The following is a 16,251-nucleotide window of genomic DNA, read 5'->3' as shown; positions in this document are numbered from 1 at the left end:
CAACGGCGTTCTGCCATTCGGGTCTGCAAGTGCCATCGCCACAAGGGCCTTTCCCAGGCACAGAAAACCACTCTCATCCCGGCTGTCAGCAGATCAGGACAGGATCAGCGCAGCAACGTCACCATATCCACCCCATCCGCCGCCAGTTTCATGCTGACGGTCGTGTCGGGGACATCTTCGATCCAGACCTTCATCTTGCGCAAATGACAGGTCCGTAGCAGCCGGGTCAGACGCGCATGGCCGTTCTGCTCCCCATATTCCAGCATGTCAAACGGCACGGTCACCATGCGCACGCGGTTGCCGACTGGGTCCAGTGGGTGATCAATCGCTGGCAGTTGCAGGGCGATGCCGCTGCAATGCGGCCCCAACGTCTGGATCATGCCCCCGACGCGCGACCCGGCGATCCCAGCGGGAATATGCAACATATGCAACAGGATGCGCTGGCGCAGTTCCACCGGGAGGTTGCGAACCACATCGACATAACGATCCAGCAACCGTGGCAGCATCAGGTTTTCAAACTGCACCGGCACCACCAGCGTGCCCTTGCGTTTCCTTAATTCACCCCAATCAATCGAGACCGAGAGGGTGACAAGATCAGCCTCGAAGCTGGCCGCCTTATCATCGCCCAGCGTGGTCATCGCCATCGCAATCTGTTGGCGCCAGGGATAGGCCAGTTCCGCCACCTGCATCGGCAGGGCAAAACCTTCCGGCCGCATGATCTGCCGCGGGTCGAGCGTCGCCTTGGTCATGGCCTCGCGCAGCAGTGTTTGCATATATCGCCGGCTTTCATCGCGCCGCGCCGCCAGTTTGCGGACCAGAAAATCCGCCAGATCCTCACTCTGCTGTTCGGCCAGATCTGCCGATCGCACGGTGGCCACCATGGCCTCCACCCGGCCCTCCGGTGTGGCGGCCCCGAGCAGCCGGTCGCGCACCGTATCGGCGATGCGTTGCGCTCTCACCACCGCCTCGGCCTCTGTGATGCCCGAAAAATTAATCACGAAACTGTCATCGGGCATCCGTTGCAATTGATCGGTGGGGGACAGGTCACGGCGGATTGTCTGCTCGGCGATGGCCAGTGCCTGCTCCCGCATGCTGCCCCACCGTTCACCGAAAGTGGAACGCATGTCATCCAGCCCGATGATCTGCAGGCGGCCCGCCAGAATGTCGTTGCCGGCAGCAAGCGTTTGGCCCATCGCGTCCAACCCATCATGGGTGGGGCTTGGCAGTGGTTCGAACGGGGTGAAGGTCAACATCCGCATCGGTTTGCCGCCGATATCGCCCATTGGCTGACCGCGGACCTCCATTTCCAGCAATTCCCCGCGCCCGCTGCGAATCCGAACGGCCCCGCGCTGTTCACTATGGCTACGAATACCGGCCTCAAAGCGGGCTGACACGGCGGGCCAGTCCTGGGCTGTGAACAGGATGGACAGGTGCTGACCCACAATCTCGTCCATGGGGCGTTCAAACAGCCGGGCGGCAGCAGGATTAGCCAGAATGATTCGGGCATCCTGGGTCAGCATCAATAACGGCAGATGGATGTTTTTAATGACCGCCGACAACATGCGTTCTGTCGTGGCCATGGCGTTGGCCTGCCGGGCTTCGTTGCTGACATCGCGCGCAATGGCCAGAAAGATCTGCTCTGGCTGACGGCTACCGACTCCAAGACCCTGACCCAGCACACGCAGACGCCGGGGGCGCCCATGCGCCATCACCGACACTTCGATATCCAGCACCCCGCCCTGCACCAGACTGCGGACAATGGCGGGACCGGGGTCTGGTTGGCCATCAATCGGCATCAGCAGTGACCCCGTCAGATGGGCCATACTGTCATGGTCACGCGCGCACAGATGCGCAAAGGCCTTATTGCAGAAGGCAAGCGACAAATGACCGGATTGCTTCCACCACGCCATGATCGGCACGGGAAAGTGCCTGAACAATTCGCCGAGGGCGGCCACGGAATCCAACATAGGCTTGATGCCCTCCCCTGAAGACCAAGCGACCCTCGGACGGCGAGTAGGCCACAGAAGACACATAAAGGCATATGTCTTTTGAGCTATTCTTGATAGGTAAATGGAATAGCATTATCGTATAAATAATCGAGTGCTGATTTTTCCCGCCGGCGCATGAGCACCATCCCCTGCGTCCCACCTGACGCATCCCAGCGCCCCAAGCTCGGCACTTCAATTCGGGCACCGACCCCTCTATATAGGCGCCTCAGCCGGGCGCCCCCCGCACCCATTGTGGCGCGGGGGGCGTTTTGCCGCGACCATATCGCCCTTCCCGCCCGAAAAAGACGGTCCGACTGATCATGCCGAAACGCACCGACATCAAATCCATCTGCATCATCGGCGCGGGTCCGATCATCATCGGGCAGGCCTGCGAGTTCGATTATTCCGGTGTTCAGGCCTGTAAGGCGCTGAAGGAAGAAGGTTACCGGGTGGTTCTGGTGAATTCCAACCCGGCCACCATCATGACCGATCCGGGTCTGGCCGACGCCACCTATATCGAACCGATCACGCCTGCCGTCGTCGCCAAGATCCTGGAGAAGGAGCGGCCCGACGCGCTGCTGCCCACCATGGGCGGGCAGACCGCGCTGAATACCGCATTGGCCCTGTTCCATAATGGCACGCTGGAGCGCCTGGGCATCGAGATGATCGGCGCCAAGGCCGATGTCATCGAGAAGGCCGAAGACCGCCTGAAATTCCGCGACGCCATGGACAAGATCGGGCTGGAAAGCCCGCGGTCGCGCGTGGTGAAGAATTTTGACGAGGCGCTGGACGCGCTGGCCTTTGTCGGCCTGCCCGCCATCATCCGCCCGTCCTTTACCCTGGCCGGCACCGGTGGCGGCATCGCCTTCAACCGGGCCGAGTTTGAGGACATTGTGCGTGGCGGCCTGCGCGCCAGCCCGGTGAACGAGGTCCTGATCGAGGAATCGGTCCTGGGCTGGAAAGAATATGAGATGGAGGTTGTCCGCGACAGCAAGGACAACTGCATCATCATCTGTTCGATCGAGAATATCGACGCCATGGGCGTACATACGGGCGACAGCATGACGGTCGCCCCAGCCCTGACGCTGACCGATAAAGAATACCAGATCATGCGCAATGCCAGCCTGACGGTGCTGCGCGAGATCGGTGTGGATACGGGCGGATCGAACGTGCAGTTCGGCATCCATCCCGACACGGGCCGCATGGTCGTGATCGAGATGAACCCCCGCGTGTCCCGTTCCTCGGCGCTGGCATCCAAGGCCACCGGCTTCCCCATCGCCAAGATCGCGGCCAAGCTGGCCGTCGGTTATACGCTGGATGAGCTGGATAACGACATCACCGGCTCCACGCCCGCCAGCTTTGAGCCGACGATTGATTATGTCGTCACCAAGATCCCGCGCTTTGCCTTCGAGAAGTTCCCCGGCGCCGACAACACCCTGACCACCAGCATGAAGTCGGTCGGTGAGGTCATGGCCATCGGCCGCACCTTCGCCGAGAGCATGCAGAAGGCGCTGCGCGGTCTGGAAACCGGTCTGACCGGCTTTGACGAGATTGACCTGCGTGACGCCAACGGCAATGTCGATCAGGGTCGCCTGCGCCATATGTTGAGCCGTCCGACACCGGAACGCCTGCTGATCGTGGCCCAGGCCATGCGCCATGGCTGGACGGTTGAGCAGATTTACGAAGAGTGCAAGTACGATCCCTGGTTCATGTGCCAGATCGAAGCCATCGTGCAGGAAGAGGCCGCCATCAAGGCAGCCGGCCTGTCGGGCATTGATGCCCAGTACATGGCCCGCATCAAGGCCATGGGCTTTAGCGATGCGCGTCTGGCCACCCTGCTGGGCCAGCCGGAAGCCGCCATTGCCGGCCATCGCCGCGCGCTCAATGTGCGCCCGGTGTTCAAGCGCATCGACACCTGCGCCGCCGAATTCGCCAGCGACACGCCCTACATGTACTCCACCTATGAAGGCAACGGCCTGGAGCCGGCGGAGTGCGAGGCGGAGCCGACGGGCAAGAAGAAGGTGGTCATCCTGGGCGGTGGTCCCAACCGCATCGGCCAGGGTATCGAGTTCGATTATTGCTGTGTCCATGCCGTCTATGCCCTACAGGAGGCGGGTTATGAGACGATCATGGTCAACTGCAACCCGGAGACGGTCTCCACCGACTATGACACGGCCGACCGTCTGTATTTCGAGCCGCTGACGGCCGAGGACGTGATCGAGCTGGTCGAGAAGGAAAAGCAGAAGGGCGAGGTGGTCGGCCTGATCGTGCAGTTCGGCGGCCAGACCCCGCTGAAGCTGGCCAAGGCCCTGGAACAGGCCGGCCTGCCCATCCTGGGCACCACGCCGGACGCCATCGACCTGGCCGAGGATCGCGAGCGGTTCCAGCAACTGCTGCACAAGCTGGACCTGCGCCAGCCGGCCAATGGCCTGGCCCGGTCCCTGGAAGAGGCCGTGGCAGTGGCCGAGAAGATCGGCTTCCCCGTCGTCATCCGCCCGTCCTATGTGCTGGGTGGCCGTGCCATGGAGATTGTCCATGATATGGCCGGTCTGCACCGCTATATCGCCACAGCGGTCAAGGTGTCGGGCAACAACCCGGTGCTGATCGACAGCTATCTCCAGAACGCCATCGAGGTGGATGTGGACGCCGTGGCCGATGCCGATGGTGAAGTCTATGTCGCCGGCATCATGGAGCATATTGAGGAAGCCGGTATCCATTCCGGCGACAGCGCCTGCGCCCTGCCCCCCTATACCCTGTCCAAGCCCGTCATTGACGAGTTGACGGTGCAGGCGGTGAAGCTGGCCAAAGGGTTGAGCGTTGTCGGTCTGATGAATATCCAGTTCGCGGTCAAGCAGACGACGGACGGGTCGGGCATCGGTGGCTACGACATCTACATCCTGGAAGTGAACCCGCGCGCCAGCCGTACGGTGCCCTTCGTGGCCAAGGCCACCGGTACCGCCATCGCCAAGATCGCGGCCCGCATCATGGCCGGCGAGAAGCTGAGCCAGTTCAAGCTGTCCGGCCCCTTCCCGCCGCACACCGCCGTCAAGGAAGCCGTCTTCCCGTTCAACCGTTTCCCCGGTGTGGACATCCTGCTGGGGCCGGAAATGCGCTCCACGGGCGAAGTGATGGGCCTGGACAAGAATTTCGGCCTGGCCTTCGCCAAGAGCCAGATGGGGGCCGGCGTCACCCTTCCGAAGGAAGGTACGGTCTTCATCTCCGTGCGTGAAGGCGACAAGCCCTCGATGGTGCCGGTGGCGGCCAAGCTGCTGGAAATGGGCTTCAAGGTCATCGCCACGCGCGGCACCGCCAAACATCTGGCCGATAATGGCGTGAAGGTCACCGCCATCAACAAGGTGGTCGAAGGCCAGCCGCATATCGTGGATGCCATGATCAATGGCGATGTGCAGCTGATCTTCAATACGACAGAAGGGTCACAGGCGGTTTCCGACAGCTTCAGCTTGCGCCGCGCCGCGCTGACCAATAACATCCCTTATTACACCACGGTGGCCGGAGCTGAGGCGGCAGTTGAAGCCATCTCGGCGTTGAAGGTCGGCGGTCTGGACGTGGCCCCGCTCCAGTCTTACTTGAGCGGCTCTTACTAAGGACGGTCTGGTCGGTCGGGGCGGGAAGCCGCCCCGTCGGGCTTGTTTTGTTTCTGGGCTACCTTTACTGGGATAGGGAAGATGGAAAAAGTTCCCATGACGGCTCGGGGGTACAACCGGCTGCAGGATGAGTTAAAGCACCTGAAGAGCATTGAGCGCCCGGCCGTGATCAAGGCGATCGCGGAAGCCCGCGAGCATGGTGATCTGTCTGAAAATGCCGAGTACCACGCGGCGCGTGAGCGTCAGTCCTTCATTGAAGGCCGTGTGATGGAACTGGAAGACAAGATCAGCCGCGCCGAAGTGATTGAGCCGACCAAACTCTCCGGCAATGCCGTGAAGTTTGGCGCGACCATCACGCTTGCGGATGAGGACACCGATGAAGAGGTGACTTATCAAATTGTCGGCCAGGATGAGAGCGACATCAAGCAGGGCTTGATTTCCATCACCAGCCCATTGGCCCGCGCCCTGATCGGTAAGTCGGTCGGGGACAGCGTGGAAGTGACCACGCCTGGCGGCTCCAAAAGCTATGAGGTCGTGGGTATCGCGTTCAAGTAAGCGCCCCCCACCATCTTCGACCTGATGAACCAGCCCGCCCGGTGAAAGCCGCGGCGGGTTTGGTTTTTCGGCGGCTCGGCCTCTGAGGTCAGAGGCATGTTTCTACTTCTGGTGTTTATTGCTTTGGTTATTTTTCGTTGAATGCGTGTCCCACACCGCGCATCATGGGGGCAGGATGCTAAGGGGAGGTCCCGCATGCGCGCCGTTCTTCCGCTGTTACTGGCGTTGACCCTCGTTCCGGTGGCTGCTGGTGCGCGTGAAATCACGGAAGTGACGGCTGAGAAGCCCGCCTGGCGTCAGGTCCCCTTGAAGCGGGCGCCGAGCGCGCGTGAGTTGGTGGCCCTGCGCATCGGGGTGCGAGAGGATAGCTTTTACGGCACCCGCCATATCCTGGTCGATGTGCCCGCCGGTCCGGCCTTTGTGGCGCAGATCATGCGCGACCCCAAGGCGCCAGCGGCAGATGACGGTATCCTGTGGTTCGACGCGGCAGTGCCGGCCCACGCCTTCAACAGCACTCGCCCGATCCTGAATCTGCGTTTCCTGATGGATGAGGGCTGCAAGCCGGGTGAAGCCGTTCCCCCCGGTCGGGGGCCGGTACAAGTGACCGCCGTCGAGGCCGAACTGGCACCTATCGGCCCGTGATCCTCCGCTTCAAGGCACCACCTGCCATGACCCATCGGGCTGCTGACAGGCGGTGCCATAGGCATCCTCGGTCCGGCCGCCGATGGTCACCTGCTGCTGAAATTCCCGGCAATAAGCCCCCTGCGGCGTACGGCCCTCTCGCAGGGCTGTCACCGATCCACCATCACTCCCATCAGACCAGATAATGGGCTGTCCCACTGGCGCCATGGTAGCCCGGATCTGCGCATCTTCATGGGCGCGTTGCTGCGCCTCTGTCAGAACACCCAAGGCCACCAGGGAAAGGGCTGTCAGGCCCAGGAAAAGGGCGGCATCATCATCACGGCGGTAATAGCCATAGCCATGATAGCCATGCCGATAGGGGCGCCCAAACACCACATCCCGATCAGCGCGACGTCGAACCGGGGGTGGGGCATCCCAATGCCAAGCCGCATACCCCCCCCGGTCGTACCAGCCCGGCGGCGACTTGTAGCGATAATCCGGGCCGGGGCGGCCGCGGTCATAACCACGGCGATCATCGCGCCAATGCCCCCAGTCATCATGCCAGTGATGTCCATGACCATACCCATCACGACCCCGGTCCCCGGCCAGGGCGGGCGGCACAACCAGGGACAGCACCACGGCGGTGGCAACGGCCAGCTTGCCCAGATCACGTAACGACATGATGTCCTCGTCCACGCAGGGTTCCAGTATCGGAACAACGTTCAAGGTGCAGATTGCACCCCGGCCGCGGCGAATTTAAGGCAGGTTTTGCGTCACATCACCCTGTCGAGCACATCATAGTAAAACGATTACAATTGACAGGTACTTCGCCTTTCATGTTGTTTCCAAATGAAGACTAAAATGGGGAATAGTGGAAATGGCCACAGGGGTGACGCGGACGGGCACCATCGGGGATGATGTTCTGGTGGGAACCGCGGCCGATGACACGATCACTGGCCTTGCGGGCAATGACAGCCTGACGGGCGGTGACGGTCATGACAGCATAAGCGGGGGCCTGGGTTTTGACACGGTGGAGGGTGGGAATGGGGATGACCGGATCGATCTGACAGGGGGCGCCTTCGGGGATATTGATGTTGCACGCGGCGGGGCCGGCAATGACACGATCATCAGCAGCCTGGGCGAGGAGCAAATTGACGGTGGCATCGGCGACGATATTCTGACCGCCATCGGTGGCACGGTTGCAGGCGGGGCTGGCGATGATGTGCTGACCTTGTCGTATGGCACGGCGGTGGGCGGGACAGGGCGCGACCGTTTTGTCATCGGCGGCCTGGGTAACCCGGACCTGGGTCAGGACTGGTCCGTCACCATCACAGATTTCGCCGTCGGCGTGCGCGGCGATACGCTGGACCTGTCTGCTATCCTGCCCCTGCTCGTCGGCTATAATGGCGGCAACCCATTCGGGCGCTATGTCTGGCTGGACCAATCGCCCTTTGGCACAGAGACCTATCTGCGTATCGACCGGGACGGTGCCGGGGACCAGTTTGGCACGCAAACCTTGGTTACCTTCCGCAATGTCGCATCCGGGGTGTTGAACGCCACCCATTTCACCGGTGGATTTACCCCACGTACCGGTGTCGACAACAGCGTCGGCGCCAGCATCCTGGGGTCCGATGGCAATGACACGCTGTCGGGCGGTTGGGGCCGCGACACGATCAACGGGGCTGCCGGCGATGATTACCTGTCCGACAAGAGCAATGACGGTAATGTCCTGTCGGGCGGCGACGGCCGTGACACCCTGGTCGGGGGCTCTGGTGCCGACCTGCTGGCCGGTGGCGCCGGTGATGACACGATCCTGCCGGGCGGTGGCTACGACACAGTCAATGGCGGGGATGGCAATGACTGGATCGACGCCACCACGGCGCCATCAAACTGGGGCGGTCAGCTAAACGGCGATGGCGGCGACGATACAATCACCGCCACAACCGGCGTGGACCAGTTGAATGGCGGCGACGGCAATGATGTGCTGACGGCCATTTCCTCCACCCTCAACGGTGGCGCGGGTGATGATATCCTAACCCTGACGGGCGGCAGCATCACTGGGGGCCTGGGCGTTGATCGGTTTATCATCGGCAACCGCTATGCCCATCCCAGTTCCCTGCAGGAACTGGTGATCACGGACTTCCGAGCCGGTGCGGGTGGCGACATCCTGGACCTCAGCCAGATCATCCCCCTGCTGATCGGGTACAAGCCGGGTGAGCCCACCGCGCCCTACTTCCTGATCATCCAATATGGGGATCTCTATTCGGAGCTGACGGTGGATCTGGACGCCGCCGGCGACCAGCCCGCCTACGCCCTGGCCCGCCTCCCCAACGTGAAGATTACCGATCTGGTGGTCGCTAATTTCTTCACCGGTCAGTTGCCGGGATCCATCCGCGACAATGCTGACCGGGTGCAGAATGGTACATCGGCCGCCGAGACTCTGGTCGGCGGTTGGGGCAATGATACGATCAACGGTAATGACGGCAACGATTTCATCACCGATGCATCGGGCACCAACAGCCTGTCGGGCGGGGCGGGCAATGACACGATCCGCGGTGGTGCAGACCGCGACAGGCTTTACGGCGGCGATGGCGATGATGTGCTGACCGGTGGTGCAGAGACCACGGTGGAAGGCGGGGCCGGGGCCGACCTGATCAGCGGCGGCAAGAATGCCCGCCTGTCCGGCGGGACCGGTCAAGACACCCTGTATGGTGGAGCGGGTGCGGAATCGCTGGAGGGCGGCGACGGCAACGACCTGCTGCAATGGTATTCAGGCAGTTTCGATCCCGGTGGCGACAGCATGGTCGACACGCTGCGCGGCGGGGCGGGCAATGACACGATCCGCAATGGTGGCGATAATGACCTGATCTTTGGTGAAGAAGGTGACGACCACCTGTTTTCCCTCTATGGCGCGTCCAGCCTGGATGGTGGGGCCGGCAATGACCGGCTGGAGGCCACGACGGGCCGACTGACCGGTGGGGCCGGGGCCGACCGGTTTCTGCCAACGGGCCTCAGCCGGGTTGACAGCGGGATATCGAACCTGGCCATGACCATCACCGATTTCAGCGCGGCGGAGGGCGATGTCATCGACCTGTCCGGCATTCTGTCCAACCTGTGGGATTACAGCCCCGGCAAGCCGCTCAGCCCCTATTTCAGTTTCGTCAAGGATGGCAATGATCTGGTACTGATGGCCGATCCGGATCCGCTGGATGCCAGCCCCTATTTCCCGCGCCCGGCAACAGCCTTGGTCCGTTTCCTGAACACCGACCTGCCTACCCTGACCAAAGCCAACTTCGCCCAGGATATTGATCTGGTCATCAAGGGCTATATCCCCAAAACCGTGACAGGTGGGGATGGGTCGGACCTGCTGGTCGGTGGCCAGGGCAATGACCTTCTGGATGGCGGCGCTGGCATTGATGCCGCCCGGTTCAGCGCCCGCGCCAGCGAGATCAACCAGAATATCAAGATCGAAGTCGTCGGCACGTCGGCCAACCAATACCATTACCGTCTGATTGATACCCGCCCCGGCGGTGAGGGCACCGATAACCTGTATGGTGTGGAAGTGGGGATATTCGGCGATCAGGTGATCCCGCTGCGACCTCATCCCACCATCACCTCAATCCCGCTGTTCGATCCAACGCAATTCTCCGAATCCCGTTACCTGGCGCTTTACCCCGATGTTGCGGCGGCCGTGGCGCGGGGCGAGTTTGCCAGCGGTCAGGACCATTACCTGTCGCGCGGACGGATCGAGGGAAGAACGGCCCCAGTCACGCTGGACGGTACCCAGGTTCTGTTCGATGCCGGTTTTTATTTGCAGCAAAATCCCGATGTAGCCAACGCCGCCGGAAGTAATCCCGGCCTGGAGGCGTGGAACCATTTCAGCCGCTATGGGGTAAGGGAGGGGCGCGATCCAAACAGCCTGTTCGACACTAGCTGGTACCTCTCCACCTATAAGGATGTTGCAGGCAGCGGCATGGACGCGCTGACCCACTTCGTGCTCTATGGCTGGAAGGAAGGGCGCGACCCCTCGCGCTGGTTCGATACCAGCCGTTACCTTGCGGACAATCCCGATATCGCGGCAGCCGGTATGAATCCGCTGACCCATTATCTGCTCTACGGATATCGGGAAGGCCGGCCCCTGCACTACACCGAGGACCTGATCTGACGGTAGGGCGCTTCCCCTACCGCACCCGCCCCTTTGATGGATGGTGATGCAATGGCAAATGGCCTTGTCCTGACCGGCACCAGCGGGAATGACACGCTGGTCGGCGGCAATGACAACGATACGCTGGACGGACTTGACGGTCAGGACTCCCTTGTCGGTGGTCCTGGCAATGATGACCTGTTCAGCGGCTTTGGCAATGACACTGTCCTGGGCGGTCCGGGCGATGACACGCTCCGCGGCGGCTTCGGCAATGACCTGCTGGAGGGTGGTGATGGCAATGACATGCTGGGTGGCCCGAACTATTACGAAATCGGCATCAACACGCTGCGGGGCGGGGCCGGCGACGATCTTCTGATGGTGGCCGGCGATGGTTCCGAACTTTACGGCGATGACGGCAATGACACCCTGATCGTGACCGTCGGTGCGGTCTTGTATGGCGGCAATGGCAATGATCGCTTTCAGGCCTTTGCCGGTGACCAGACCGGCGGTGCCGGGGCGGATATTTTTGCATTAAACGGCGTCATCAAGTGGCTGAGAGGATACGATCTCGGCCTGACCACCATCATGGATTTTAATCCGGCGGACGGGGACAGGATCGACCTTTCCCTGGTCCTGGGCAATCTGCGGGAGTTCGACGGCGGCAACCCGCTGGGCCGGTATTTATGGTTCGTCCAGGACGGCAGCGACACGCTGCTGATGGTCAATCCCGATCAATTGTCGATAAACAATGACGTGGCGCCCACCATCCTGGCGCGGTTGAAGGGCGTGACCGCGTCCAGCCTGACGGCCAGTGCCTTCGTACAGGGCTATGACACCGCGATCCTGGCACAGTTTCAGCCACAGACCGTGACCGGCGGCAGCGGCCATGACAATCTTTCCGGCGCGCGGGGCAATGACAGCCTGTTGGGGGGTGAGGGGTCGGATCTGCTGACCGGCGGTACCGGCAATGACATGATCCATGGCGGCGGCGGCATCGATGCCGCCCGTTTCGCCGCCCCGCCACAGCACGGTTCCAGCACCTTCGTTTCGCCGATCATCGATACCAACGGCAACCAGGCCGTCCTGGTTACTGATTACCGGATTGATGGTGTAGGCCGCGACATGCTGTACGGGGTGGAAGTCGGCATTTTCGACAATAGGATCGTACCGCTGACCGCGCCCGGAAAATGGTCACTCAACCAGCCCTACGACCCCGCGCAGTTTGATGAAGGCACTTACCTTTCCCTGTATCCCGACGTCGCAACCGCCGTCGCCGCCCGGCAGTTTGCCAGCGGACAGGAGCATTACCTCGCCTATGGCCGCACCGAGGGTCGCCTATCGCCGGCTAAACTGACCGGATCGCTGGCGCTGTTCGACAGCAATTTTTATCTGCTGTCGAACCCCGACGTTTTCAATGTGATCGATAGAGGGGCGGCCATCAATGCCTGGACCCATTTTGTCCTGTATGGGCAGAAGGAGGGGCGTGATCCCAACAGCCTGTTCGACACCGACTGGTACCTGCACAGCCATCCGGATGTGGCGACCGCCGTTGCAACCGGCGGGATTGATGCGCTGACACATTATGCGCTGTATGGGTGGAAAGAAGGACGTGACCCGTCGCGCTGGTTCGACACAAGTCGCTACCTGGCAGACAATCCAGATGTTGCTGCCGCCGGGATCAACCCCCTGACACATTACCTGCGGTACGGCTATCACGAAGGCCGGCCCCTGCACTACACCGAGGACCTGATCTGAGCGGGGTAACCCCTTTTGATGGGAACCTATGTGCCCCCTGTCCGTCATTGCCAGAGACCTATGACCAACGGCTGACTTTTTACGCCATTCAGTGGATAATAAAGTCACTTATGGTTTCCCGAAAATTGCCGAGTACAGCCGGGAGAGAAATATGGCGACGGGGTTGAGTTTGGTCGGTGGCACCGGCAATGACACCCTGGTGGGCGGCCACGACGACGATACGATCTCCGGGCTGGCCGGCGATGACAGCCTGACCGGCGGCGGCGGCAATGACAGCCTGGATGGCGGTGCGGGCAGCGACACGATTGATGCCGGCGACGGCGATGACCGGATCATTGCCAATTTTGACACGGTGCGGGCCGGGGCCGGCAACGACATGATCACCATCACCGATGTCAGCTCGGTCAATGGTGGTGCCGGGAACGACACAATCAGTGGCGGGATGGCGTTCGCCTGGGTCTATGGCGATGATGGTGATGATGTCATTACCATTGGCCGGACGCAGACGGTGGATGGCGGGGCCGGCAACGATATCCTGACCATCGGCAGCGGCACGGTCACCGGCGGCGCCGGTCAGGACCGGTTTATCATAAACCCCACGGTCGACAGTTCCTCCAACAGGCTGTCGGCGGTGACCATCACCGATTTCGCCAGCGGTGCAACGGGTGAGGTTCTTGACCTGACCAATATCGTGCCGCTCCTGGCCGGCCCGCGCGGCGCCAGCCCATTCGGTACGCATCTGTGGATCGAGGCGCTGGCGGGGGGCACCACACGGATCATCGTCGACCGTGACGCCGCCGGCAACCAGTATGACCGCGAGACGCTGGTGGTGCTAGACAGCGTTTTCGCCAATGATCTGGTGGCGGCCAATTTTGCCAGCGGATGGGTGCCGACGCGCGACAAGACTGTCAGCGACAATACACAGACCGGCACCGTAGCGTCCGAAACCCTGGCCGGCGGCTGGGGCAATGACACCATCGCCGGCGGGGCCGGGAACGACACCATCTCTGATACAGCCGGCAACAATCAGCTATCGGGCGGCGATGGCAACGATACGCTGACCGGTGGGAATGGCAATGACACGCTATCCGGTGACGCCGGCGACGATCTGCTGATCGGCGGCATGGGCACCGATCAACTGAATGGCGGTGATGGCAATGACCGGCTGATCGCCAGCGGTGCCTCCAGCACGCTGGATGGCGGGCTGGGCAATGACACATTGGAAGCGGCAGGGTCCGGCAGCGTGCTGATCGGTGGTGCCGGCGACGACACGCTGACCGCCACGGGCGCGCAATCCACATTGCGGGGCGGTGACGGCAATGATGTCCTGTCGGCCAACACCAGCAGCCAGGTCTTCGGCGAGGGCGGTAACGATACGATCACCGGCAGTGGTACCGCCGATGGCGGGGTGGGGGATGATGTTCTGCGTCTGACATCCGGGCAAATGACCGGCGGTGCCGGTGCCGACCGCTTTGTGCTGGACGGTGTGACCCTGACCTATTCAGGGTACTGGCAGTATTACGGTGTGCGAAGCGTCACCATCACGGATTTCGACGTGAATGGCGGTGACGTGATCGACCTGTCGGTCATCCTGCGCACCGTCTACGGCTATGAAGGCGGGAACCCGTTCGGCCCCTATCTGCGCCTGCAGCAGGATGGGGCGGATACACTGATCACACTGGACCCGGACGCCGGCGGCCTGCCGCAGACTAACGCCGACCGAGGGGTGCTGGCGCGGCTTCAGAATGTGCAGGTCAGCAACCTGACCAGCAGCCATTTCTCCCCCTCTTTCGACCTATCGGTCCTGGCCCAGTATAACCCTCAGACCCTCAATGGCGGCGATGGCAATGACCTGTTGCGCGGCGGGCTGGGTGAAGATAGTCTGTCGGGTGGCAAGGGTTCCGATCTGCTGATCGGTGGCGCGGGCAATGACATTCAGCGCGGCGGCGATGGCCTGGACGCCGCCTATTTCAAGGCCCCGCCGGGCAATGCCACCGTGGTCAGCGTGCAGCAACGGACCGATGCGTCGGGCGCCACCTATTTTGTCGTCTATGACCAACGTGTGACCGGCGAAGGTACCGACACGCTGTATGGTGTGGAAATCGGCATTTTCAACAATACAATCCTGCCCCTGATCGCGCCGCAACGCTGGACCCCCTATCAGCCCTATGAACAGGGCCAGTTCGACAATGCCGCCTATCTGGCCCTCTATCCCGATGTCGCCGCCGCCGTGGCCGCCGGTGTCTATAAAACCGGGGAGGAGCATTACCTGGCCTTCGGACGGGCGGAAAACCGCGCTTCTCCGGCGGTGGAGAACGGCACTTTGGTGCTGTTCGACAGCACTTTCTACCGTCTGACCAACCCCGATGTGGATCAGGCCATCCGCAACGGCACCGTCATCGATGCCTGGACCCACTATAAGCAGTTTGGCGCCCGGGAAGGCCGTGACCCCAACATCATGTTCGATGCCGATTGGTATCTGGCCAGCAACCCCGACGTGGCTGCCGCCGTGGCCAGGGGCGGCATCGACGCCCTGACCCATTTTGCCAATTACGGCTGGAAGGAGGGTCGCGACCCGTCACGCTGGTTCGACATCAGCGCCTATCTGGCGGCCAATCCTGATGTGGCGGCGGTTCAGGGACTAAACCCGCTGCTGCATTACCTGGCCTATGGTTACCACGAGGGGCGTCTGACGACATTCACAGAGTTGGGTTAAGTCCACCCGGCCCACAAATGGGCCGTGGCCAGGCTGCGCCACGGCGCAAAAGGGCGCATCAGCGCCTCCTGTTCGGCCGGGCCGGGGCGATGGTCCAGGGCGTGGAACTTCTGCAAGGCCGCCGCCAGACCGGCATCGCCGATGGGGGCCACATCCGGGAAGGCGCAGGCGCGCAGCAGCACGTAGGCCCGCGTCCAAGGACCGATGCCCTTGATGCCCGTCATCGCCGCCTCTGCTGTGGCCACGTCACCCTTGGGCAGCCCCTCGAAATCAATACCGCTGCGCGCGGCATTGATCAGATAGGCCGCCTTCGAGCGGGAGAATTTCAGGGTACCCAGCAGGTCAGGGTCCAGGGCGGCGATACCGGTGGGCGTGGGGTGCGCCTTCATGCCCGAGGCATGCGGAAGGCCGGCCAGGTCAATCAAAGTGCGGCGCAATTGACCGGCGAAGCGCAGATTGACCTGCTGTCCCACGATGGCCCAGCACAGGGCCTCAAACACGCCCGCCGTTTGGGGCAAGCGCAGACCGGGGCCGCAGCGGGACAGCAGGCGGGCCACCTGTGCATCCTGTACCGCCCGTGCCTCCAGCCCGGAAACATCGCCCGACACGCCCAGCATGCGGGCAGCAGACGCCAACAGGCTGGCGATCTCCGCCATTGTCGGGTCGTCGGGATCGGCCTTCAGGGCGGCATGGGTGGCGTGGAGGGTGATGTCCAGGCGGATGGCGCGGCCGGCGGGGGCCAGCACCTTGGTGATCGTATGGCCTGACACCCTTTCCGACAGCCCGTCCGGGTCACGCCCATGATAGGACAGGACCCAGTCAGCGCGGTAGCCGGCAGGCAAAGGGATATCCGGCAGTGCCACCATG

General features: G+C 62.2%; 9 protein-coding genes. 6 read left to right on the top strand and 3 right to left on the bottom strand.

Annotation, left to right across the window (positions count from 1 at the left end):
- Positions 1-104 precede the first annotated feature (104 nt).
- Positions 105-1,967 carry a PAS domain-containing protein gene (locus CHU95_RS13525; RefSeq protein WP_165772165.1) on the bottom strand — a complete coding sequence of 621 codons (1,863 nt, stop codon included), beginning with the start codon at positions 1,965-1,967 and terminating at the stop codon, positions 105-107.
- A 341-nt stretch (positions 1,968-2,308) separates the two neighbouring features.
- Between CHU95_RS13525 and carB the strand changes: the two genes are divergently transcribed.
- The 3 genes from carB to CHU95_RS13510 all read left to right on the top strand — a co-directional run bounded on the left by carB (position 2,309) and on the right by CHU95_RS13510 (position 6,790).
- Entirely contained in the window at positions 2,309-5,593 is a 3,285-nt protein-coding gene (gene carB / locus CHU95_RS13520; RefSeq protein ID WP_094456872.1) for a carbamoyl-phosphate synthase large subunit, read from the top strand.
- 81 nt (positions 5,594-5,674) lie between these two features.
- Positions 5,675-6,148: a transcription elongation factor GreA gene (greA, locus tag CHU95_RS13515; protein WP_094456871.1), complete on the top strand. Its 474-nt coding sequence runs from the start codon at positions 5,675-5,677 to the stop codon at positions 6,146-6,148.
- 195 nt (positions 6,149-6,343) lie between these two features.
- The gene (locus CHU95_RS13510; protein ID WP_094456870.1) at positions 6,344-6,790 is read left to right on the top strand and encodes a hypothetical protein; all 447 of its coding nucleotides are present in this window, start codon (positions 6,344-6,346) and stop codon (positions 6,788-6,790) included.
- A gap of 9 nt (positions 6,791-6,799) precedes the next feature.
- Here CHU95_RS13510 and CHU95_RS13505 read toward each other — a convergent pair whose 3' ends face one another.
- Positions 6,800-7,465 carry a hypothetical protein gene (locus CHU95_RS13505; RefSeq protein WP_094456869.1) on the bottom strand — a complete coding sequence of 222 codons (666 nt, stop codon included), beginning with the start codon at positions 7,463-7,465 and terminating at the stop codon, positions 6,800-6,802.
- A gap of 181 nt (positions 7,466-7,646) precedes the next feature.
- On the opposite strand from CHU95_RS13505, the gene CHU95_RS22110 reads away from it, so the two are divergent.
- The 3 genes from CHU95_RS22110 (at position 7,647) to CHU95_RS22915 (ending at position 15,384) form a co-directional block, all read left to right on the top strand.
- Positions 7,647-10,934: a calcium-binding protein gene (locus CHU95_RS22110; protein WP_094456868.1), complete on the top strand. Its 3,288-nt coding sequence runs from the start codon at positions 7,647-7,649 to the stop codon at positions 10,932-10,934.
- 51 nt (positions 10,935-10,985) lie between these two features.
- On the top strand, positions 10,986-12,668 hold the full coding sequence (locus CHU95_RS23070) for a calcium-binding protein (protein ID WP_165772164.1): 1,683 nt from the start codon (positions 10,986-10,988) through the stop codon (positions 12,666-12,668).
- 151 nt (positions 12,669-12,819) lie between these two features.
- Positions 12,820-15,384 (top strand): calcium-binding protein, encoded by a 2,565-nt coding sequence (locus CHU95_RS22915; protein WP_133065525.1) that lies wholly within the window; start codon positions 12,820-12,822, stop codon positions 15,382-15,384.
- On the opposite strand, the gene CHU95_RS13480 is transcribed toward CHU95_RS22915, so the two are convergent.
- On the bottom strand, positions 15,381-16,250 hold the full coding sequence (locus CHU95_RS13480; protein ID WP_094456865.1) for a DNA-3-methyladenine glycosylase 2: 870 nt from the start codon (positions 16,248-16,250) through the stop codon (positions 15,381-15,383). The genes CHU95_RS22915 and CHU95_RS13480 overlap by 4 nt on opposite strands.
- Position 16,251 lies beyond the last annotated feature (1 nt).

Source organism: Niveispirillum lacus (genome assembly GCF_002251795.1).
Taxonomy (GTDB): Bacteria; Pseudomonadota; Alphaproteobacteria; order Azospirillales; family Azospirillaceae; genus Niveispirillum; species Niveispirillum lacus.
Note: the sequence above shows the minus strand (reverse complement) of the source record. Positions and strands in the feature narration are given on the sequence as shown.